The organism is Streptococcus sp. 544, assembly GCF_013277385.1.
GTDB lineage: Bacteria > Bacillota > Bacilli > Lactobacillales > Streptococcaceae > Streptococcus > Streptococcus mitis_BA.
In genome coordinates this window covers 151618-173035 of record NZ_VMMU01000006.1, presented here as the reverse complement: position 1 = coordinate 173035, position 21418 = coordinate 151618, and the positions used below count along the sequence as shown (strand labels likewise).

The following is a 21418-nucleotide window of genomic DNA, read 5'->3' as shown; positions in this document are numbered from 1 at the left end:
GATATAATGGTATAGTTAGTAAATATGGAGGTAAGAACATTGGCAAACATTAAATCAGCTATCAAACGCGCTGAATTGAACGTTAAACAAAACGAAAAGAACTCAGCTCAAAAATCAGCTATGCGTACTGCTATCAAAGCTTTCGAAGCAAACCCATCTGAAGAACTTTTCCGTGCTGCTAGCTCAGCTATCGATAAAGCAGAAACTAAAGGTTTGATTCACAAAAACAAAGCAAGCCGCGATAAAGCTCGTCTTTCAGCTAAACTTGCTAAATAAGAAACAGTCCATAGAGGCTGTTTTTTTGTCCTCAAATAGGAAAAGGTAGAAAATGAAAATCGCAATTATCGGATATTCTGGTGCTGGTAAGTCAACTCTAGCTGAAAAGTTATCTCTCTACTACTCCATCCCAAAACTTCACATGGATACACTCCAATTTCAACCTGGTTGGCAAGACAGTGACCGTGAATGGATGTTAACCGAGATGAAACGTTTTCTCACCAAGCATGAAGCTTGGGTCATCGATGGAAATTATTCTTGGTGTTTCTATGAGGAAAGAATGCAGGAAGCTGACCAAATCATCTTTCTCAATTTTTCACCATTTACCTGTCTCTTTCGAGCTTTTAAACGTTATCTCAAATACCGAGGCAAGGTCAGAGAAAGTATGGCAGAAGGTTGTCAAGAACAATTTAATCGGGAGTTTATTCGATGGATTCTCTGGGATGGTCGAACAAAAAATGCTAAGGATAGATACCAATACTTAAACAATACTTACCCAGAAAAGATGCATATTCTCCATTCTCAAGCAGAGATTGATTGTTTTTTGCGATCTTTAAAAAAGTAAACAATATAGTAGCATTTCATTAAAATCAGCATGTACTGATTGACTAAAAAAGGAAGTTTTTCATCCAGAAGTCATCTTTTTTCCTTTTATTCAACAATTAAAAATAACTCGAGCAATTTATAAATCAACAATAAAATTCCCCTAGAAATGAAGAGAATCTTGTTCATAGTTTCTGAGTTCGTGATACAAAAAAACTGAAGGAAGTATAATCCTACTTCTTTCAGTTTTTTATTGTCTCAATTTAGAAAAAACTTCTCCAATCTTACCTTCGATAACTAAATCAGCTTGGCTGTCTTGAGGAGTGCTGGACTTGTTGATAACAACAAGATTTGACCCTGAAAAATAATTGACTAGACTAGCTGCAGGGTAAACAACTAAGGAAGTTCCACCAATGATCAACAAATCTGCTTGCTGAATGGCTCGAGCTGCGCGACTAAATACATCCATATCTAGCGCTTCCTCATAAAGGGTCACGTCAGGTTTGACCACCTTGCGACAATCTAAGCAGTAGGGAACTGGACCTTCAAGTTCCAAAAAGGCAGTCAAATCATAAAAGCGATGACAGCCCAAACAATAATTACAATCTGCACTACCATGCAGTTTCAAAACTTTCTGAGATCCTGCCATTTCATGGAGACTATCGATATTTTGCGTCACAATCGCCTTTAATTTACCTGTTTTTTCCAACGACGCTAGATAATCATGTGCTAAATTCGGCTTGGCATCAGGATAGACCAGATACTTTTTGTAGAAATCAAAAAAATCCTCTGGATAGCGCTCAAACATAGTGCGTGAAACCAGTTGCTCGGCAGTAAAATGGCGACCCAGTTTCAGACTATATATACCATCTGAACTACGAAAATCTGGAATATTAGACTCTGTAGAAACCCCTGCACCACCGAAAAAGACAATGCTCTGACTTTGATCAATAATACCTTGTAATTGTTCAATCTTATCCATTTTGTACTCCTAGGAATTTTCAAGTTAAAAAGTTGAAAGTCTTGACTTCTTGTCAACTTGGCTTCCAACTTTATTTGATTATGATTTAGATATTAAACTGACTAGTCTCGGTCCTTTGACACAATTAGGCTTCCTTCAATTTCCTTATTCTTACCTATTTCAGGATCGATTCATTGTTGATAGTTATCATTTTGAGAACAAGAGAAATCATTCTGAATATAGCCTACCTTTAGTCTGCAATCAATGTTTCCAAACCGACCTTCATCATATCAGTGAAGGTGTTTTGACGTTCTTCTGCAGTTGTATCTTCATCTGGATTAACCAAACTATCTGAAATAGTCATAATAGCTAAAGCATCAACATGGTGTTGAGCAGCAAGATAGTAAAGAGCCGCTGCTTCCATTTCCACAGCCTTGACTCCCCATTTACCAAGCTCGATATTCTTTTCAAAGTAGTTTGAGTAAAAGACATCAGATGATAAAACGTTCCCAACGTGGGTTGTCATACCAAGTTCTTTGGCGATATGGTAGGCCTTGTCCAGCAAGTCAAAGCTAGCGATTTGTGGGAAATCATACTGTGGCCAGTCATTACGGACGATGTTTGAATTAGTTGCAGCTGCTTGCGCCAAAACCAATTCACGAACGTGTACATCTTCATTCAAAGAACCTGCAGTTCCCACACGGATCAATTTTTTCACGCCGTAGTCAACAATCAACTCACGCGCATAAATCGAAATAGATGGCATTCCCATCCCAGTTCCCATGACAGATACACGGTGACCCTTGTAAGTACCAGTATAACCAAACATGTTACGCACTTCGTTAAAACAAACAGCATCTTCAAGGAAATTCTCCGCAATAAACTTAGCACGAAGAGGATCCCCAGGAAGAAGAATTTTATCAGCAATTTCACCCTGCTGAGCAGCAATATGGATAGACATAATTAAGATATAAAGGGCGACAGAGAACAAAGTAAAAATAGGAAACTGACGAAGCATCTCAGATGCTAGACAGTTTATCTTTTTTACACAGTTCTCCGCCCGTATTCAGTTCAATGAATACAGTTAACCCATCCTTTCTTTTATTGTTATGAAAAGTTTTCCGCTCGTGTTCAAATCAAAACACACGCTCTACCTTTCTTTTTTTATATTATATAGCTAGGAAAAATCGGATTCGATCAAGATTCCAATAGGCCTACTTCATTTTTATTTAAAACAGTTATAAATATTTTTTAATCTTTTAAATCAAATCCTTGACTGGAAGAAATGGGCATTTCCTACCTAATTACTTTATTCTTTGACTTCTGACACAGTATGTTAGCCCAAGAAAAACGGTCTAATATTTTTGCAAATTCATAAGCTAAAACAGCTGTTACTAAGAGATACGGAAGAGAATCTATACCTAGCCCAGTGAAACCTATAACTAATCCAGTTGCAGACCAGGGGGCCCTCAAGGTCACAGACAAAAAGCAAACAGATCCCAAAAGCAAAATGCTTGGCTGGCTATCCCCACCTAGAATCATTCCAAAGAGAGCAGCTCCAGCCATCCCCAAGGCAAAAGATGGCGTAAGTGTACCACCATAGGCTCCTGCCCACAGAGTAATAAGAACGACCAGTGCTTTTAGGATAAACAAGAGGAATACTGTTTTGCCATTGCTACCATTCAATACTTCCTGAGCCATCATACGTCCATTTCCAAGTAGATGTGGAAAATAACTTGCCAACCCAGCAAGAAAAAGAAAAGCTGTAGGCAATGTGAGAAGTACTCGTTTATCTTTTATCCTGTTTGAAGACACTTCTTTACTCAAGCGACCAAAAAGCCAAGCTAGTGGGGTTAAGAAAAAAAGTAATAAGGGAATAATCCACATTTCCTTTAATGACCATGCGATGGCTGGAATCTGGTAGAGAGCCTGATCTGAAATAACCAAGCCTGCTGTATAGGTTGAGACATAGGTAGTCAAACCGACTAAGACAACTCGTTTAATAGATAGAGCAATTCCTAGAGTTTCAAAAACAAAGAAGACACTTGTTAATGGAACCTGGTAGACAGCTGCTAAACCAGCACCAGCACCACAAGCAAGGAGAAAGATTTGATCCTTCTTAGAGAGAGAACATATTTTTCCAATTGGTCCTGCAAATAGAGTTCCAATCTCTCGTGGCGCAGCTTCTTTACCAATAGGTGCTCCCCCTCCAACTGCAATAATCTGCCAAATTGAATGAAATAGCTGTTTTAAAAAATGAAGTTTGTATTGTGAAGTCTCATCCTTCATCTGTGCTTTAATGGAAAAAATCTGTGATTTTTTTTGCAAGAAATACCAGACCAAGGATGAGCTGGCACCCACGATTATTAAACTTAATCCTATCCGCGACGAGGAAACTCCATCTGTCAAGAATACAGTTTGATGCTCTGATTGACCAAAAGCTATCTCCTCTATTATCTTTAAAAGATAATGTAGAAAAATACCAGATAAACCTGAAACTATTCCTTGCAAAATGACTGCTAGGAATAATTTAAGATTATAAGGGATTTTCTGAAAAATACTCCTCACTTCTTTTAACATAGTAATAATTCAGTAAAAACGGCTTTAAGTAAGCCTTTAAAATCACCTTTAACACACTCAGTCACTTCTATAACCTCTTCGTGGTTAATCTCTTCTTTGAAACCAGTAGTATAGTTAGTAATACATAAAATTCCTAGAAGTTTCAAACCCGAGTAGGCTACAACAATAACTTCAGGAGCAGTTGACATTCCGACCACATCTGTTCCAAGCATCTTATAGGTACGAATTTCTACTCGTGTTCAAATCAGAACACCTCACTCTACCTTTCTGTTTAATTTTGTTCTTTCACAGAGAGCTACCTGAGTTCTATTCAAGCTCAGGTAGTACTTCTCTTATAAACTAAATCATCTCATTATTAAATAGTAGGATTTTTTACAAGACATCGTCATCAGAAATCTTAGAATTTAATGTTGTTCCCCAATGGGTAATTTTACGGTGGGGTTGAGCTAAAATTGGTCTGTTTTCATAGATTGTTTGCCATCTATTCCATAGTAGACCTGTCTTTTTCTCAATCTTAATTCGCAAATTTCTCATATTTTCTTTGATTGGGAGGTTGAGGACAAAACCTGCAGTCTGGTTGCGACCGTTTCCTTCCCAAGAACGACTACGAACAACTTGGTTTCCATCTTTATCTACTGTAACTTCTTCCCAAGTTATAGAGTAGCGGGCAATGTAAGCTCCACTATGTTGAATTGTCAATGTTTTATCTTTCACAGGAGTCTGACTGATTGGTTGAACTGGCTTAGAAACTTGTGTCGCCGTCTCACCATTCGTAGCTATAAAGCGGAAAACTTCTACTTCTGCAAGACTGAGGGCTTGATTGTTCTTACGTAGTTGCACACGAACACGGCGTCCCAATTTCCCATTTAATTGAACATCCAAGCTCGTTCCGTCAAGTTTAGAAACATACTGTCTAGCAACTTCTGTTCCTTTTTCATCATACAAAATCACATCAAAGTCTGACAGACGTTTAGAAAGTTCTCCATCCCCACGGTTATGAAGGCGAACAAGTCCTACCTGTTCTGTACGACCTAAATCAACTTCCCACCAAGGTTGATTTTCAAACTTAGTATGGGTAATTGATTGCTGGCTATAACTACTATTGGTATTGCCATCCAAGGCACGACTAGCATCTCCACCAAAATCAGTAGAACTTTGCTTAGCTTGTTTTTTCCAAGCGATATTCTCAGCACGATATACTTGGACTTCTGCAAGACTGAGGGCATTATAGCCTTCTAGCTCAATTCGAACATAGCGCGCTTTTTTATGGTTAATCGCAATTTGTGCTGATACATCTTTAAGAGATGTTATTCGTTTTCTTTCAATTTCTTTACCAGAACTGTCTAAAAGAATGACATCAAAGTTTGCCAATCTATCCTGGGCAGTGTCTGTGCGGTTGTAAATATTGATTTGGCGAATGGTTTCTTCTTTAGCCAAATCTACTTGCCACCAAGGCTTGGATTGGAAGTTGGTGTGAGTGACAGAATTGTGACCATAGTTACCATCAACTTTGCCATCCACAGCTCTTCTAGCATCTCCTCCGAAAGCTGTCGAACTTTGAGTAACCTGTTTCCCTAAGGCAATATTTTCCATTGGTTCAGCGCTTGGTTGACTAGAAGATTGAGGCAGAGCCTGTTTCTTAAAGAATCGCACTTTATCCAATTTCGGATCACGATAACCATGTTTATCCAAGGTAGCTCGTTTACCAATATTAAAGTTAGGAATATCATTCATTCGACTTTCAAAATAGCCACGAGAACGGTGTTTAAAGCGTGAATTACCTGTAAATGTAACGATATCACGATCATTATGAATCAAGGGAGTCACAACATTATCATTATCAACCACATAATGCTTAATTTTTCCACTAACAGCTAATTTACGGCTTTCCAAACCAACATCCCAGAAACCATTCTTAGCATTCCAAACAGTTCTGGAAGTAATCACTTTAGGAGCACTGAAAGTCGTTACTTTCCGTAATACATGGTTATAAAAATCAGGATATTTTTGGTAAGCTTCAACCGCTGCAATCTGAGCTAGGTAGCCTCCAAGAGAATGACCTGTCATATACAACTTGGTAATACTTGTATCCTTGGCTAATTCTCCAACAACTTTGCGGATATCATCCGCTTGAGCTGGTTTATTTCCCCCTAATAAAACCAAATCTGCACTTAAGTCCTTGGCATCATTAACTCGCGTTCCACGAATAGCCAACATGTGCACCGTTCCATCTTTGAGATAAGGAAGGTCGCTCTTGGTCTCAAATAAGAAAGCATCCAAGCCACTATCTGCATGGTAGGCTTTTTTCATCTTCCAGAAAGGAGCCAATTCATTGTGCATGAGTTTGTATTCTTGACGATCAAGATAGAGACTCGGGAAAGGATTCTTATGATCTAAAATTTTCCCAATATAATCATCGTCTCGATAGGCTAACTCCATAAAGAGAAGAGAATCACGGTCTGTGACATACCATTCTTTCTTATTGTCATCTTCTCCATCTGCCAAACCATCCCCATCACTGTCTGCTAGCAAGGGATGACTGTTATATCCTAGATAATCCTTACCATCTTTGTTGTACACATAAAGTTCATCTTTGTTTTTGATGCCATCTTGGTCATCATCCCCTTCCAAATCGAGAACTTTTTCACCATAGAGAGATTCATCAATCAAATCATTTTCTAAATGTAATTCCCCTTTGGAAATCTTCACCAAATCTTCTGCTGTTAAAGAACGAGTATTTGTTGGTTTTTCTGTCACAACTTCTTCTTTAGTTTCTTCTACAGGAGCATGAATAGGCGAGTCTTGAGCTGGCTCTGTTGTCTCTACTTTTGACTCTTCCCTTTTGTTTTCAAGAACTTCACTTGCTTCCAGAAGCGGTTGAGGAGCTAGTCTTGGCTCCTCTTTAAGAGGAGTTTCTAGTTTTGGAGCAACATTTTCCGGCTCTCTCAATTCCTCCTTAGAATCTAGCACTCTTGTTGCCACTTCAGATGTTACATCTTGCTTTAGTTCATTGGCTGAAATTCCAGCTGGAGCTAGAAATGCGAAGCCGACTGCAACAGATACAACCCCGATACTTAATTTTTTTATGCCAAAGCGCATAATTCGTTGACCAATTTTCATTATTTCTTATCTTTCTTTTCGTTTATTTGTAAGCAGACTCAAGCAAAATCTCATTGTGCTATATATGATAAGACTGAGAAATTCAGAAAGTAAATTCATTCTTATCTCTTCTTATCATACTAGTCTGCTTGGCTAGGAAGCTAATTCCAGCTTCCTAGATTCTTGTCTTTCACAATGCTGGCTATCAGACTCTTTCAGGTACAAGAGTAGGAAGAAACCCATAGTCTACCTATGTTTCTTCTTTAATCCGGATAGGCAGTCAATCCTGAAAAGACAGAGACATCCCCCTTTTAAATCTTTTTTCTTACAATTCTGCAAGAATCGCTTTAAGCAAGCCTTTGAAATCACCTTTAACACGTTCAGTCACTTCTACAACTTCTTCGTGGTTGAGTTCTTCTTGGAAACCAGCCGCAAAGTTAGTAATACATGAAATTCCTAGAACTTTTAAGCCTGAGTGGGCTGCCACGATAACTTCAGGAACCGTAGACATACCAACTGCATCTGCTCCCAGTGTCTTATAGGCACGAATCTCTGCTGGTGTTTCATAAGTTGGACCGGTTACACCGATATAGACACCTTCATCAAGCTTGATACCCAGTTTTTTAGCCACTTCATGGGCAGTAGCACGGTATTCTGGAGTGTAGGCCTTAGACATATCTGGGAAACGTGGACCAAAGTCATCCAAGTTTTCACCCATCAATGGATTTTGCCCCGTCATATTGATATGATCTGAGATAGCCATCAAAGTACCAGGACCATAACCAATACCACCAGCTGCATTGGTTACAATAACACCTTCACATCCAAGAACTTTCATGACACGTACTGGGAAAGTCACGACTTCCAGAGGATTGCCTTCGTAAAAATGGAAGCGACCTTGAAGAGCCAAGACCTTGCGACCTGCAAGTTCACCATATACCAATTTCCCAGCGTGACCAACTACTGTTGAACGGCCCCAGTTTGGAATATCCGCATAGTCTACTACAACTGGATTTTCGATTTCTTCTGCCAATTCTCCAAGACCTGACCCAAGGATTAGACCGAACTCAGGCGTTTGGATTCCCTTTTCTTTCAGGAAAGCAGCTGTTTCATTGATTTTGTCTAAAAATGTCATTGTGTGTCTCCTTTATTATTATTTTTTAGCATTTGACCGATTTTGTCAAAGGTTTTGGCATTGCGAATAGTAATATTGCGATAGAAAGGCACCTTGAGCAAGTACTTGTGATAGGCAGTTTTAGAGTAGGTTTCTTCAGAGAATTTTCCCCAGAAAATACCAAGTTTTCCAAAATGAAGCACCTCATCTTTCAGCTCTAAACTTTCAACTGTCGCGATGACTTGCTCCACGTCCAAGCCCTCAGTGTAAAAGAGGACGTCTTTTCGTGCCAAATCTTCATTCCACCAAGCTGGTAGATTCTCCACTTCTGCTTCATAGTCTTCTTGACTCATTATGGAAAAACTCTGAATAAATGGATAATGGACTGCAAAGAAAGTCTCTAATTTTTCAATCAATTGGGATTTTGAGTCTGCCGAAGTAAAGAAAATATTGCCACTGTTGATGTAGCTTTCAACCTTTTCCAGTTCCAATTCTGTCAGTTCTTGACGAAGCTCCGCCATGACGACCTTATTCTTGCCACCAACATTAATACCCCTCACCAGCAAAGCATAGTGCGTCATTTTATACCAATTTATCTAAGAAACTTTCCCCAATCATGGCTGTTTCAACACCAAAGTTATCTGCAACAGTCGCTGAAATATCTGCAAAATGTCCAACTGGAATCAAACCATTTCCTTTAAAGGCAGGACTGTAAGCCAAAAGTGGAATATATTCACGAGTGTGGTCTGTTCCTGCATAGGTTGGGTCATTTCCATGGTCAGCAGTAATCAAAAGAAGGTCATCCTCTCTCATGGCTGCGATAATTTCAGGCAAGCGTTCATCAAACTCATGCAAGCAATCACGATAACCATGAGCATTACGACGGTGGCCGTAAAGGGCATCAAAGTCAACCAAGTTTGTGAATGAGAATCCTTTTTCAAATTCAGCAAGGCCCATGGTCTTCAATAGTGTATCAATTCCATGGCTGTTTGACTTGTTGTGGCCCATGTCATGGTTAATACCAGCACCGTTAAATATATCATTGATTTTACCAACAGCATAAGTATCGATACCAGCTTCATTCAATTTATCCAAAACAGTCGGTGCAAATGGAGAAACGGCTAAGTCACGACGGTTGGCTGTACGAGTGAAGTTGCCTGGTTCACCTACATAAGGGCGAGCAATGATACGACCTAGAAGGGCAGGGCGCTCAAGGGTAATTGAACGAGCGTATTCACAGATACGGTACAATTCGTCCAAAGGAATAATATCTTCGTGGGCAGCAATTTGCAAAACAGGATCAGCTGAAGTATAGATAATCAACTCTCCAGTTTCCATCTGACGTGGTCCAAAATCATCGATAACGGCTGTTCCTGAGTAAGGTTTGTTGGCTTCACGAATGACCTTACGTCCTGAAAATTCTTCGATTTTTGTCAAGATTTCTTCTGGGAATCCATTCCAGAAAGTATCGAAAGGCTCAGTAATGTTGAGTCCCATGATTTCCCAGTGCCCAGTCATGGTATCCTTACCAAGGGATACTTCTTCCAATTTTGTTGCATATCCAGTTGGATTGCTTTCTGCCGGTACAGTCTTAAGAGGAGTTTCACGAGGAATATTTCCAAGACCTATTTTAGCCATATTTGGGACATTCAAACCAACTGTTTTTGAAATGTGTCCCAGTGTGTCAGAAGCTCCATCTGGAACCCCTGCATTGACAAAGTTATTAGCATCTGGTGCAGCTCCGATTCCTACAGAATCCAGTACCACCAAATGAATACGATTAAATTTAGACATCTTATGCCCCCTTCTATTTTTCTTTTCTTGAGGTTAAAATCTGAACCCCATCTCGTCCAGCAACAATGACCTTATCCACCATTTGGTTGAATAAACCGTGCTCTACGACACCAACGACATGGTCCAATTCTTGTCCGAAAGCAATTGGATCTTCAATGACATCCAAGGCAAGATCGATGATAAAATTCTGCATATCCGTCACAAAACGTTGGCCATCTTTTTCACGGAAACTTGGTTTGTAGCCAGCTCGTTCAAAACGACGAAAGACCTGTTCTGCACCATACTGAACCACTTCTACTGGCAATTTAAAAGCACCTAGTTTTTCGACTAGCTTGCTTTCATCCACCACCCAAATGTATTCTTTTGATGGTGTCGCAACAACCTTCTCCATCAGAAGAGCACCACCACCACCTTTGATTCCATTAAACTGACTATCCACTTCATCCGCGCCATCAACTGTCACATCGACAAAGTCTACTTGGTCAATAGATTTGAGTGGGATATTAAGGCCTTCTGCCTGTTTAGTGGTCGCACTAGAAGTCGTTACAGCTATAATCTGCAATCCTTCTTCCTTGATACGACGACCGATTTCTTCGACAAAATAATAGGCAGTCGAGCCTGTTCCAAGTCCAACGACCATGCCATCCTTGACAAACTCAGCAGCCTTGATACCTGCCATTTTCTTCAGATTTTCCACCGATTTACCTCCATCATTCTCAGTTCTTATTTTACTATGAAACCGCTTTTTATTCAAGTGAAAAGATCAAATTTACATTTTTCATCAATCTTTCTTTAAAAATATGCATTTTCTTTTTACCAAACGAATAAAAATGAGTTTATCTTTTATGTATTTGATTTGTTCATCTCTTTCCAGTTCCAAAAATAAGACCTTAACTTTGATACGTCTAGTTTAGCATTAAAGCAGGCGCATTTCAAGAATCATAAATTAAGAGAAGGAAGTAGGTTTATCTATCTATTTTAAACAAGTTTATCTTTGCTTACCCTCTCTTGTTGACAAATAATTTTCATTACTTTAGGAAGACAATTACTAATTCCCGTTGGCAAGACCACATAATGTTCTTGAGCTAGTTCTTGGGCAATAGCTGAATGAAGATGGGTCGCTACTGTCACACGTTCGTAGAGACTGGCCTGTCGGAATTGGCCTGCAAATCCTGCAATCATCCCAGCAAGCGTATCTCCCATTCCCCCAGTCGCCTGATAGGGACCGCCAACCTGTAACTGGTAATAATCAGATTGGCCAGCTTGCCAAATACGAGTAGCTGGACCTTTCTCCACCAAAATTGTTCCTTGAGGGAAGGAAGTTAGGGTACTAGTCGTTGCATCTTCGTTTTGCTTTTCAATCGTAATACCAGACAACTTTTCCCATTCTTTTTGGTGGGGAGTTAGGATAAGCTGGTTAGATGGAAACGACAAACTTGTCCTAGCAAGGATGGTTAAGGCCCCTCCGTCTACAATCAAAATCTGATTCTTTTTTAAGCCAGCAAAGACCTGTTTGACTAGTTCTTCTCCAAAAGCATCGTCTCGTAAACCAGGCCCCATCAAGACAACTTCTGCCTTCTCCAATTGCTCTTGTAACAATTGCTGGTCTTGAAGAGAAAAGGCCATAGCCTCAGGTAAATGACTGTGCAAAGCTGGGATATTTTCTCTATCTGTTCCAACAGTCACCAATCCTGCACCGCTTTTTACTGCTGCCAAGGCAGCCATGATGATGGCACCACCATAAGGATAAGTTCCACCCAGCAAGAGCAGACGACCGTAGTCTCCTTTATGACTTGTACGAGAACGTTCAATAATAATTTTTTCTAGTAAGGTTTGATCAATCACTTTCATCCTTTTTTCCTCTCACTTTTATTATACAACAAAAAGGAGGCGCAAACCTCCTTTTCTACTATTTTCCCTTAAATTCCGTAAAAGTCTGTAAGATTTTGTCTGCTACTGCCGGAGAAGGAGCTACCTTTATCTTTAGCGTTTCATCTGCATATGGAGTAAGGCCAGCGAAATCTCCAATCTGGACAGAATAGAGAGACGTTTTAAACAGTTCAATATCGTTTTGGTCATTTCCAAAAGCAATGAAGTTCTCCTCACATAACTTTTCAACAGTTGTCGCCTTATGAGTATCCAAGGGGTTGACATAAAGACACTTTTCATGCGTATGATAGGACAGATGGGCTAGCCCCAGTCTTTCTAACTGACCAAGCAGATCATCAAGCAAATCCTCATGGTCACCCATATAAACGACTACCTTAATCGGAGTCCCTAAGTCCTCAAGCTTCTGATGACGAGCTACCTTTAGGGGATCCACACTGGAGATAAATGGAATCTTCTCTAGAATCTGACCACTATAGTCAAAACAATCATCTACAAAGAAAGGGTGATTATAGGTCTGGCAATAATCCACTAGCGTCTGATAAATCCTAACATCGAGATTCCTTTCATAGATAGCTTTTCCCAGATAATAGGCTACACCACCATTCAAACCTATGACCAAGCGCTGACTAAGCTCGGAACCTAATAAGCCCAAACAATCCCGATAAGAGCGAGCTGAGGCAAATACAACCTCATGTCCATAATCTTCAGCCTTTAAAAGAACCTGCCTAATCTCTTCATCTATGGTCATATAGTCAAAAGACAGCGTCCCATCCAAATCAAATACGAATTTCATTTTCCTAGTCCTTGTCCAATGTCCGAACTGCCGCCTGATAGGTTTGCTCCATCAGCATAGTAATGGTCATAGGACCGACACCTCCAGGAACTGGCGTAATATGGCTAGCAAGTGGGGCAACTGCCTCATAATCAACATCACCACAGAGCTTACCATTTTCATCGCGGTTCATCCCAACGTCAATGACTACCGCACCTGGTTTCACAAAATCAGGAGTCACAAACTTGGCGCGACCAATTGCGACCACAAGAATATCTGCTTTAGCAGCCACCTTGGCAAGATTATGAGTCCGTGAGTGAGTCAAAGTTACTGTCGCATTTTTGGCCAAAAGAAGCTGGGCCATGGGCTTTCCAACGATATTGGAGCGACCGATGACGACCGCATTTTTACCTTCTAAGTCAATCCCATATTCATGGAACATTTCCATAATTCCTGCCGGTGTTGATGGAATCATGACTGGATGTCCAGACCAAAGGCGTCCCATATTTAGGGGATGGAAACCATCCACATCCTTTTCTGGGTCAATAGCTAATAAAACCGCCTCTTCATCAATGTGTTTTGGTAATGGCAACTGGACCAAAATCCCATGCCAAGCTGGATCCTGATTGTATTTGGCAATCAGGTCTAACAATTCCTCTTGCGTAATGTTCTCTGGAACTCGCACTACTTCGCTACGGAAACCAGCCGCAAGGGCAGAACGTTCCTTGTTGCGAACGTAGACTTGGCTGGCTGGATTGTCCCCAACCAAAATCACTACCAAACCAGGCACTAGACCTGTTTCTTCCTTTAATTTTGCAGTCTTTTCAGCCAACTGCCCCTGCAATTTGGCCGCTAAAGCTTTCCCATCAATAATCTGTGTCATATCACTTCTCTTTTCTTTCAAATATCTTCCATTATACCAAAAACTGCCAGCACCCTCTAACACTTCTTTCCTAGGCTATCCTATAGTTTCAAACTATAAGAAAAAGCTCAGGTCGAGCTTTTCTTTAATATCTTGTCTTGAAATTTTAAAATAGATTATAAAACCTTACTCAAGAAGTCTTTAGTTCGTTGTTCTTGGGTTTGTTCAAAAATCTGCTCAGGTGTCCCGTCTTCAACAACTACACCGTCTGCCATAAAGATGACACGGTCTGCCACCTCACGGGCAAATCCCATCTCATGTGTTACGATAACCATAGTCATCCCTGACTTGGCAAGATCTTGCATAACAGCCAATACCTCACCTACCATTTCAGGATCCAAAGCTGAAGTTGGCTCGTCAAAGAGCAAAACATCTGGTTCCATGGCCAACCCACGCGCGATGGCAATCCGTTGTTGCTGTCCGCCCGACAGACTCTGTGGATAAGCAGTTGCCTTATCTGGCAAACCAACTTTTTCCAAAAGCTCTTTGGCCCTCTTCTCTGCAATTGCCTTGCTTTCACCTTTGGTCTTGATAGGTGACAAGGTGATATTTTCCATCACAGTCATATTAGGAAAGAGATTGAATTGTTGGAAAACCATGCCCATCTTCTCACGCATGGCAAAGAGGTCATTCTTCTTGTCCGTAATATCAACTCCCTCAAAGATAACCTTCCCTTTGGTTGCTTCTTCCAACAAATTCATAGAGCGAAGCAAGGTAGATTTCCCGCTTCCTGAAGGACCGATGATAACGACAACTTCTCCTCTTTTAATCTCGAGGTTGATGCCCTTCAATACTTCATTCTTTCCAAAGGATTTATGTAAATTTTCAATTTTTATCAAGGTTTCTGTCATTATTTCTTATCTCCTTGTCCCATACGTTTTTCAAAAGCTTTCAAGGCTACGGTCAAAATAGAGGTCATAATCAAGTAATAAAAGGCTGCAAATAAAAGTGGTGTCAAAGGCAAATAGGTTGTTGTAGAAACTGTTGTAGCCCCATTCCATAACTCCATAACACCGATAGCTGATAAGAGGGAGCTGTCCTTGATAATGGTGATAAATTCGTTCCCCAATGCTGGCAAAATATTTTTGATTGCTTGTGGCAAAATCACATAGCGCATCGCATTTTTAGGACGAATCCCTAACGAATAAGCCGCTTCTAGCTGACCTTTTGGAACCGCATTAATCCCAGCACGAACAGTCTCAGAAACATAAGCACCACTGTTCATAGAGATAATCAAAATCCCTGGAATCAGACGAGAAAGATCAACACCCAAAATTCCAACCTGAATAGTCGGGGCATTGATATGCATAAGAGCAAAGGCAATCATAATCTGAACCATCATCGGTGTCCCACGGAAAATCCAAACGTACAAGTTGGCGAGCCAGACAAGCGGTTTAAACTTTGAACGTTGCCCAAAAGCCAAGACAACACCTAAAATGGTTCCCAAAAAGACAACACAGATAGAAATGAGAACCGTCACGACAGCCCCATAGTTAAAATAAGGTAAATACTTAGGTAAAAAAGAAAAATTCATAGTCACACTGCTTTCTAAAATAGAATACTGTATGATTATAACATGTATTGAATTAAAATTCAAACTTTTTATTTGATTTATTCAAAAAAACTTTAAGCTAGTAGAATTAGCGAGAAATCTTAGTTTTTTCTAGTCAATTTGGCCTCCTTTATGGTAAAATAGTAACGATAAGAAATGAAGGAGAATCAAAATGGAATCACATTTGGTTAGAATCATCAACCGCCTTGAAGCAATGGCAAACGATGGCGGAAATTTAAAACGTAATTTTGAACGCGAAGGAGTTGTTGTTGCAGAAGTTGCGTACAGCCACGACGAAGAAAACGGCTCAATCTTTACCCTTCGTGATGTAGAAGCTCGCGAAACCTATACTTTTGATAGCATTGACTTGATTGCAATGGAGATTTACGAACTTCTCTACTAATCTAAAACAAGCAGGATTACCCCCTGCATGTCTAACCAAAATCCTTTTTGTCTCACAAATAGGATTTTTTTATAGTCCAAATTCACAAAAATTTTCATTGTAACAACTTCTCAAAGCTGCAATCTTTTTACTTGCTTTACACCCCAATCCTGTTATAATGAAAGTATAGAAATTTGACTATTTTTGACCTTTAAACAGGTCAGGCTAAAGAAAGAAATGAGGTAGATGTATGCTTTGTCAAAACTGTAAAATCAACGACTCAACAATTCATCTTTACACCAATCTCAATGGAAAACAAAAACAAATTGACCTCTGTCAAAACTGCTACAAGATTATCAAAACAGATCCTAACAACAGTCTCTTTAAAGGAATGACAGATTTGAACAATCGTGACTTTGACCCCTTTGGTGATTTCTTCAATGATCTAAACAATTTCAGACCTTCTAGCAATACTCCTCCGACTCCCCCAACCCAATCAGGTGGAGGTTACGGTGGAAATGGCGGTTATGGTTCCCAAAATCGTGGACCTGCCCAAACTCCGCCCCCAAGCCAAGAAAAAGGCCTGCTGGAAGAATTTGGTATCAATGTAACTGAGATTGCCCGTCGTGGAGATATAGACCCTGTTATTGGGCGCGACGATGAGATTATCCGTGTCATCGAGATTCTCAATCGTAGAACCAAGAATAATCCTGTTCTTATCGGTGAACCAGGTGTCGGAAAAACGGCCGTTGTCGAAGGTCTAGCTCAGAAAATCGTTGATGGCGATGTTCCACATAAACTCCAAGGTAAACAAGTCATCCGTCTGGATGTGGTTAGCTTGGTTCAAGGAACGGGTATCCGTGGACAATTTGAAGAACGCATGCAAAAACTCATGGAAGAAATTCGCAAACGTGAGGATATCATTCTCTTTATCGATGAAATCCATGAAATTGTTGGTGCTGGTTCTGCGAGTGATGGTAATATGGATGCTGGAAATATCCTCAAGCCAGCCCTTGCCCGTGGGGAACTACAACTGGTCGGTGCCACTACCCTAAATGAGTACCGTATCATTGAAAAGGATGCTGCCCTAGAGCGTCGTATGCAGCCTGTCAAAGTCGATGAACCAACAGTGGAAGAAACAATCACTATCCTCAAAGGAATTCAAAAGAAATACGAAGACTACCACCACGTCCAGTATACCGATGCTGCAATTGAAGCAGCTGCAACTCTTTCCAATCGCTACATCCAAGATCGCTTCTTGCCTGACAAGGCCATTGACCTCCTAGATGAAGCTGGCTCTAAGATGAACTTGACCTTGAATTTTGTCGATCCTAAAGTCATTGATCAACGCTTAATCGAGGCTGAAAATCTCAAGTCTCAAGCTACACGAGAGGAAGATTTTGAGAAGGCCGCCTACTTCCGCGACCAGATTGCTAAGTATAAGGAAATGCAAAAGAAAAAGGTCACAGACCAGGATACTCCTATCATCAGTGAAAAAACCATTGAGCATATTATCGAGCAGAAAACCAATATTCCTGTTGGCGATTTGAAAGAGAAAGAACAATCTCAACTTATCCATCTAGCTGAAGACCTCAAGTCTCATGTTATTGGGCAAGACGATGCTGTCGATAAGATTGCCAAGGCTATTCGCCGGAATCGTGTCGGTCTCGGTACCCCTAACCGTCCAATTGGAAGCTTCCTCTTTGTCGGACCAACTGGTGTCGGTAAGACAGAACTTTCCAAACAACTAGCTATCGAACTCTTTGGTTCGGCTGACAGCATGATTCGCTTTGACATGAGCGAATACATGGAAAAACATAGTGTGGCTAAGTTGGTCGGCGCTCCTCCAGGTTATGTTGGCTATGATGAGGCTGGGCAATTAACTGAAAAAGTTCGCCGCAATCCATATTCTCTTATTCTATTGGATGAAGTAGAAAAAGCCCATCCAGATGTCATGCACATGTTCCTTCAAGTCTTGGACGATGGTCGTTTGACAGATGGGCAAGGACGCACCGTTAGCTTCAAGGACTCCATCATCATCATGACTTCAAATGCTGGGACTGGAAAAGCCGAAGCCAGCGTTGGATTTGGTGCTGCTAGAGAAGGACGAACTAACTCTGTCCTCGGTGAACTCGGTAACTTCTTTAGCCCAGAGTTTATGAACCGTTTTGATGGCATTATCGAATTTAAGGCTCTCAGCAAAGATAATCTCCTTGAAATCGTCGAGCTCATGCTAGCGGATGTTAACAAACGCCTTTCTAGCAATAACATTCATTTGGATGTAACTGAAAAGGTCAAGGAAAAATTGGTTGACCTTGGTTATGATCCAAAAATGGGGGCGCGCCCACTTCGTCGTACTATTCAAGACTATATTGAGGATGCAATCACTGACTACTACCTTGAAAATCCAAGCGAAAAAGATCTCAAAGCAGTTATGACCAGCAAGGGCAAGATTCAAATTAAATCTGCCAAAAAAGCTGAAGTGAAAACTTCTGAAAAAGAAGTATAAATCCTATAGAAAAGGAGTAGAAAATGAAAATTTTCTGCTTCTTTTTTACTAAAATAACTGTAATTTCTTGACAGCTTGCCCTTTGTCCATTATGATAATAATAACGATACTAGATAATGAGGAAAATTCAATGGCAAACCCAACTTTCGGAGAAAAAAAAGCGAATACAGACTATGTTGCACGCTATGGAGTGTATGCAGTTATCCCTGACGCTGAACAAAAACAAATAGTTTTAGTTCAAGCTCCTAATGGTGCTTGGTTCTTACCAGGTGGCGAAATTGAATCAGGTGAAAATCATCAGGAAGCCCTAAAGCGTGAATTGATTGAAGAGCTTGGATTCACAGCTGAAATTGGTACCTACTACGGACAAGCTGACGAATATTTCTACTCTCGTCACCGTGACACCTACTACTACAATCCTGCCTACCTCTATGAAGCGACTTCTTTCAAAGAAGTACAAGAGCCACTAGAAGACTTTAATCATATTGCTTGGTTCCCTATTGACGAGGCTATTGAAAATCTCAAACGTGGTAGTCATAAATGGGCCATCCAATCTTGGAAAAAACAGCATAAGATTGACTAATACTCTTCGAAAATCTCTTCAAACTACGTCAGCGTCGCCTTACCTTAGATATGGTCACTGACTTCGTCAGTCTTATCTACAATCTCAAAACTGTGTTTTGAGCAACCCGCGGCTAGCTTCCTAGTTTGCTCTTTGATTTTCATTGAGTATAAATCAAGCGACTTTATTCAAAAAGTGCTATAATAGAATTAGAAAATCGGAGGAAATATTATGAAGCTTATCAATACGACAAACTCACACTCGCAACTTGTAAAAAGTCAGCTAGAAAGTACCGATGCAACCCTTGTTGAGGTTTATTCTGCAGGGAATACAGATGTTATTTTTACCCAAGCTCCGCTTCACTATGAAATCCTCATCTCAAATAAACACCGTGCTATTCGTGAGCCTGAAATCGAAACCATTCAAGAATTTTTCTTGAAACGTAAAATTGATAAGGAATCTATTGATGAGGCCAATATCAAGACACTCTACTCAGAAAAATTGATTGGAATTTCAATCCCAATCAAGTAAAGAACTTGAGTAAAAACTCGATTTGAGAGAAAGTCCAATAAGTCTTTCCATAATAAAACGCATAGTAGCAAGAGTTCCTAAACCCGCTATTATGCGTTTTTATCATTTTGAATCCTTTTGCTCACGATATTACTATAGAAAAAGATTTGATTCTGCTCCTCACACAATCAAATCTTTTTCTTTTATTAAAAACGAATCGTTTCACGTGTTTTCTCATATGAGGTAACAAAGCGATTGGTTACACCAGGCTCTGCCACTTCCAATGCTTGAGAAATCTTGTCAAATGAAGCATGATAATCAAATTCTTTTTCAAAAATATCTAAAGCTTCGTTAAATGCTTCTTGAATGCGTTCATCAAATGAGCGGTAACGGTTAGAATACTGTAATAATTGTTCTGTCAAAGTTGCATATTGTACAATATTATAAGTTTCCGTTTCTAAAGCTTCCATATCATTCGTTGCAATTTCAAGAACTCGGGTAACAGATTCAATGTTAATCATTTTCTGTTCTAACTCAACCATTAAATCCTCGGTATTATTGCTTGCCGTAAAGAATAACTTCAAGAAAGTTTGTGGAATACCTGGCAGATTGCGTTTTTCCATGTATCGCTTGATAGTATGGAGACGATTGACATAAACATTGGCCTTTTGACGTGCATTGATATCATCTTTCTCAATTTGTGTCAGGCGCTCACTAACTGAAATTTGCTCATCTTCAATATCTTTTAGTTGAGTTTGTAAATCCTCAAGATTTTCTTCAAGAACTGAATAAGCTTGGGTTGGTTCTTCTTGATTTGAAGTTACCTCAACAATAGCTGCCTCAAAATTCTCTAATTCTGTCTGAATACGACGAACATGGCTTGCAGCTGTCTCAGGAAGTAAATAGGTCTTGCTCAAACGTGCAATATCTTCTCCCAATAAAGTATTATTCTCTTTCATATGTTGAAGGTAAGTTGGAAGAGTTGCAAGTAGATTTTCCACTACTTTCTGAGCAGCAATTTCTCGAGTAAAAATATCATACAAGGCATTGATTTCCTCTTGTGCCTGTCCATTCTCATATTCGGCATTATCCAATTCCAACTGACGAATATTCTCTTGGTTTTTCTTGAATGCTTCATAAAGCAAGTGGAAACGTGCTTCAATATCCGTTTCAACAAAATGATAATTAGCATCAATTAGTTTACGATAACCATCTTCTAAATCTTCTAGTTGATCTGGTAGCTCTTTAGATAATGTTGTTACAATTGCTGGTATACGATCAACAATATGTGTCAAAGCCAAGATATGATTTTCAGCATTATCCAAAATCACTGCGGCTTCCACAGGGTCACCCGATGAATTCAAGGTTACAAATTGTGAAAATTCAGATTGGATATTTTCTAATTGTTTTTCAATTTCATCCAAGGCTTGACCATACTGTTCTGAATTTTCAGCAACTCTATGCTGAAGTTCCTCAAATAAATCCAAAGCATGAAGAACACGACCACTATTTTTAGATTCTTGCTTCTCTAAGTCTGCCAAAGCATTGCGAATTTCAGCAATATCTTCTTCAATCAAAGTAATTTGACTCTCAATTTGGTCAATTTGATGACTGGCCTTGAGAAAACGAAATGAATGGTTATAGCCTTCTGCTTCAAAGAGATTATTTTCAATATCGGCAAAAGAGTTGAGAGATAAATCGACCCATTTTTGATTCCATTCACGGAAAGCCACTTGACTTTGTCCAATCAAGTGCATATTTTTTACAGCTTCTACTTCATCATTTACTGGAAGATTGTATAGTTCTTCTTTTCTTTCTTCTAGCGCCTCTAATCTTCCCTCATTTCGCTTACGTAGAAAGATTGCCACTACATAAGCCAGAACTAAAATGACTGCAATTGCAACCATTAAATAAATTAGTTGTCCATTAGACATATCAAACTCCTTTTTTAC

General features: G+C 39.8%; 20 protein-coding genes and 2 pseudogenes. 6 read left to right on the top strand and 16 right to left on the bottom strand.

The window, feature by feature from the left end:
• Nucleotides 1–39: 39 nt before the first annotated feature.
• On the top strand, nucleotides 40–276 hold the full coding sequence (rpsT, locus tag HT728_RS03560; RefSeq protein ID WP_001274000.1) for a 30S ribosomal protein S20: 237 nt from the start codon (nucleotides 40–42) through the stop codon (nucleotides 274–276).
• Between the two features lie 52 nt (nucleotides 277–328).
• The gene (locus HT728_RS03555) at nucleotides 329–841 is read left to right on the top strand and encodes a DNA topology modulation protein (RefSeq protein WP_173233823.1); all 513 of its coding nucleotides are present in this window, start codon (nucleotides 329–331) and stop codon (nucleotides 839–841) included.
• Between the two features lie 228 nt (nucleotides 842–1069).
• On the opposite strand, the gene HT728_RS03550 is transcribed toward HT728_RS03555, so the two are convergent.
• The 15 genes and pseudogenes from HT728_RS03550 to HT728_RS03485 all read right to left on the bottom strand — a co-directional run bounded on the left by HT728_RS03550 (nucleotide 1070) and on the right by HT728_RS03485 (nucleotide 15485).
• On the bottom strand, nucleotides 1070–1801 hold the full coding sequence (locus tag HT728_RS03550) for an NAD-dependent protein deacylase (RefSeq protein WP_112443526.1): 732 nt from the start codon (nucleotides 1799–1801) through the stop codon (nucleotides 1070–1072).
• A gap of 229 nt (nucleotides 1802–2030) precedes the next feature.
• Nucleotides 2031–2741, bottom strand: a complete 711-nt coding sequence (deoD, locus tag HT728_RS03545) for a purine-nucleoside phosphorylase (RefSeq protein ID WP_000022096.1) — start codon at nucleotides 2739–2741, stop codon at nucleotides 2031–2033.
• A gap of 335 nt (nucleotides 2742–3076) precedes the next feature.
• Entirely contained in the window at nucleotides 3077–4360 is a 1284-nt protein-coding gene (locus HT728_RS03540) for a chloride channel protein (RefSeq protein WP_164225956.1), read from the bottom strand.
• Nucleotides 4354–4590: pseudogene (locus HT728_RS03535) on the bottom strand (purine-nucleoside phosphorylase); the annotation flags it as partial. The pseudogene HT728_RS03535 and the gene HT728_RS03540, both read right to left, overlap by 7 nt.
• Before the next feature lie 142 nt (nucleotides 4591–4732).
• Nucleotides 4733–5542: a thiol-activated cytolysin C-terminal domain-containing protein gene (locus HT728_RS10775; protein WP_333503101.1), complete on the bottom strand. Its 810-nt coding sequence runs from the start codon at nucleotides 5540–5542 to the stop codon at nucleotides 4733–4735.
• Nucleotides 5543–5644: 102 nt separating this feature from the next.
• A pseudogene (locus HT728_RS10735) lies at nucleotides 5645–7459 on the bottom strand (discoidin domain-containing protein); the annotation flags it as partial.
• 325 nt (nucleotides 7460–7784) lie between these two features.
• Nucleotides 7785–8594, bottom strand: coding sequence for a purine-nucleoside phosphorylase (locus HT728_RS03525; RefSeq protein WP_173233819.1), 810 nt, complete (start codon nucleotides 8592–8594; stop codon nucleotides 7785–7787).
• Nucleotides 8591–9154, bottom strand: coding sequence for a DUF1697 domain-containing protein (locus HT728_RS03520; RefSeq protein ID WP_173233816.1), 564 nt, complete (start codon nucleotides 9152–9154; stop codon nucleotides 8591–8593). The genes HT728_RS03525 and HT728_RS03520 overlap by 4 nt, the downstream gene beginning before the upstream one ends.
• A 1-nt stretch (nucleotide 9155) precedes the next feature.
• Complete coding sequence (locus HT728_RS03515; RefSeq protein WP_173228683.1) at nucleotides 9156–10367, bottom strand: phosphopentomutase; 1212 nt, start codon at nucleotides 10365–10367, stop codon at nucleotides 9156–9158.
• 13 nt (nucleotides 10368–10380) lie between these two features.
• A complete protein-coding gene (gene rpiA / locus HT728_RS03510; RefSeq protein WP_173233814.1) occupies nucleotides 10381–11064 on the bottom strand; it encodes a ribose-5-phosphate isomerase RpiA in 684 nt (227 codons plus the stop codon).
• A 281-nt stretch (nucleotides 11065–11345) separates the two neighbouring features.
• A complete protein-coding gene (locus HT728_RS03505) occupies nucleotides 11346–12218 on the bottom strand; it encodes an NAD(P)H-hydrate dehydratase (protein WP_173233812.1) in 873 nt (290 codons plus the stop codon).
• A gap of 58 nt (nucleotides 12219–12276) precedes the next feature.
• Nucleotides 12277–13050 carry an HAD hydrolase family protein gene (locus HT728_RS03500; RefSeq protein ID WP_173233810.1) on the bottom strand — a complete coding sequence of 258 codons (774 nt, stop codon included), beginning with the start codon at nucleotides 13048–13050 and terminating at the stop codon, nucleotides 12277–12279.
• 4 nt (nucleotides 13051–13054) lie between these two features.
• Nucleotides 13055–13912: a bifunctional methylenetetrahydrofolate dehydrogenase/methenyltetrahydrofolate cyclohydrolase gene (locus HT728_RS03495; RefSeq protein WP_345890026.1), complete on the bottom strand. Its 858-nt coding sequence runs from the start codon at nucleotides 13910–13912 to the stop codon at nucleotides 13055–13057.
• A gap of 155 nt (nucleotides 13913–14067) precedes the next feature.
• Entirely contained in the window at nucleotides 14068–14802 is a 735-nt protein-coding gene (locus HT728_RS03490; RefSeq protein ID WP_023942856.1) for an amino acid ABC transporter ATP-binding protein, read from the bottom strand.
• A complete protein-coding gene (locus tag HT728_RS03485) occupies nucleotides 14802–15485 on the bottom strand; it encodes an amino acid ABC transporter permease (RefSeq protein WP_001011642.1) in 684 nt (227 codons plus the stop codon). Before HT728_RS03485 ends, HT728_RS03490 begins: the two co-directional genes overlap by 1 nt.
• Before the next feature lie 190 nt (nucleotides 15486–15675).
• On the opposite strand from HT728_RS03485, the gene HT728_RS03480 reads away from it, so the two are divergent.
• From HT728_RS03480 to HT728_RS03465, 4 genes are all read left to right on the top strand, one after another.
• Entirely contained in the window at nucleotides 15676–15906 is a 231-nt protein-coding gene (locus tag HT728_RS03480; RefSeq protein ID WP_000443574.1) for a DUF1797 family protein, read from the top strand.
• A gap of 229 nt (nucleotides 15907–16135) precedes the next feature.
• Nucleotides 16136–18394: an ATP-dependent Clp protease ATP-binding subunit gene (locus HT728_RS03475; RefSeq protein WP_173233806.1), complete on the top strand. Its 2259-nt coding sequence runs from the start codon at nucleotides 16136–16138 to the stop codon at nucleotides 18392–18394.
• 130 nt (nucleotides 18395–18524) lie between these two features.
• The gene (locus HT728_RS03470; RefSeq protein ID WP_173233803.1) at nucleotides 18525–18977 is read left to right on the top strand and encodes an NUDIX hydrolase; all 453 of its coding nucleotides are present in this window, start codon (nucleotides 18525–18527) and stop codon (nucleotides 18975–18977) included.
• Nucleotides 18978–19187: 210 nt separating this feature from the next.
• Nucleotides 19188–19487 (top strand): DUF1827 family protein, encoded by a 300-nt coding sequence (locus tag HT728_RS03465; protein WP_061439313.1) that lies wholly within the window; start codon nucleotides 19188–19190, stop codon nucleotides 19485–19487.
• Nucleotides 19488–19672: 185 nt separating this feature from the next.
• Here the strand turns inward: HT728_RS03465 and ezrA are convergent, their stop codons facing one another.
• Entirely contained in the window at nucleotides 19673–21400 is a 1728-nt protein-coding gene (ezrA, locus tag HT728_RS03460) for a septation ring formation regulator EzrA (protein ID WP_173233801.1), read from the bottom strand.
• Nucleotides 21401–21418: the final 18 nt, after the last annotated feature.

Excerpts from the sequence above, each read along its gene's own strand:
- HT728_RS03465 (WP_061439313.1), top strand. The coding sequence starts at position 19,188 with ATGAAGCTTATCAATACGACAAACTCACACTCGCAACTTGTAAAAAGT.
- HT728_RS03500 (WP_173233810.1), bottom strand. The coding sequence starts at position 13,050 with ATGAAATTCGTATTTGATTTGGATGGGACGCTGTCTTTTGACTATATG.
- ezrA (WP_173233801.1), bottom strand. The coding sequence starts at position 21,400 with ATGTCTAATGGACAACTAATTTATTTAATGGTTGCAATTGCAGTCATT.
- HT728_RS03515 (WP_173228683.1), bottom strand. The coding sequence starts at position 10,367 with ATGTCTAAATTTAATCGTATTCATTTGGTGGTACTGGATTCTGTAGGA.
- HT728_RS03505 (WP_173233812.1), bottom strand. The coding sequence starts at position 12,218 with ATGAAAGTGATTGATCAAACCTTACTAGAAAAAATTATTATTGAACGT.
- HT728_RS03540 (WP_164225956.1), bottom strand. The coding sequence starts at position 4,360 with ATGTTAAAAGAAGTGAGGAGTATTTTTCAGAAAATCCCTTATAATCTT.
- HT728_RS03480 (WP_000443574.1), top strand. The coding sequence starts at position 15,676 with ATGGAATCACATTTGGTTAGAATCATCAACCGCCTTGAAGCAATGGCA.
- HT728_RS03495 (WP_345890026.1), bottom strand. The coding sequence starts at position 13,912 with ATGACACAGATTATTGATGGGAAAGCTTTAGCGGCCAAATTGCAGGGG.
- HT728_RS03490 (WP_023942856.1), bottom strand. The coding sequence starts at position 14,802 with ATGACAGAAACCTTGATAAAAATTGAAAATTTACATAAATCCTTTGGA.
- HT728_RS03525 (WP_173233819.1), bottom strand. The coding sequence starts at position 8,594 with ATGACATTTTTAGACAAAATCAATGAAACAGCTGCTTTCCTGAAAGAA.
- HT728_RS03550 (WP_112443526.1), bottom strand. The coding sequence starts at position 1,801 with ATGGATAAGATTGAACAATTACAAGGTATTATTGATCAAAGTCAGAGC.
- HT728_RS03475 (WP_173233806.1), top strand. The coding sequence starts at position 16,136 with ATGCTTTGTCAAAACTGTAAAATCAACGACTCAACAATTCATCTTTAC.
- HT728_RS03520 (WP_173233816.1), bottom strand. The coding sequence starts at position 9,154 with ATGACGCACTATGCTTTGCTGGTGAGGGGTATTAATGTTGGTGGCAAG.
- HT728_RS03485 (WP_001011642.1), bottom strand. The coding sequence starts at position 15,485 with ATGAATTTTTCTTTTTTACCTAAGTATTTACCTTATTTTAACTATGGG.
- HT728_RS03470 (WP_173233803.1), top strand. The coding sequence starts at position 18,525 with ATGGCAAACCCAACTTTCGGAGAAAAAAAAGCGAATACAGACTATGTT.
- HT728_RS03555 (WP_173233823.1), top strand. The coding sequence starts at position 329 with ATGAAAATCGCAATTATCGGATATTCTGGTGCTGGTAAGTCAACTCTA.
- deoD (WP_000022096.1), bottom strand. The coding sequence starts at position 2,741 with ATGTCTATCCATATTGCTGCTCAGCAGGGTGAAATTGCTGATAAAATT.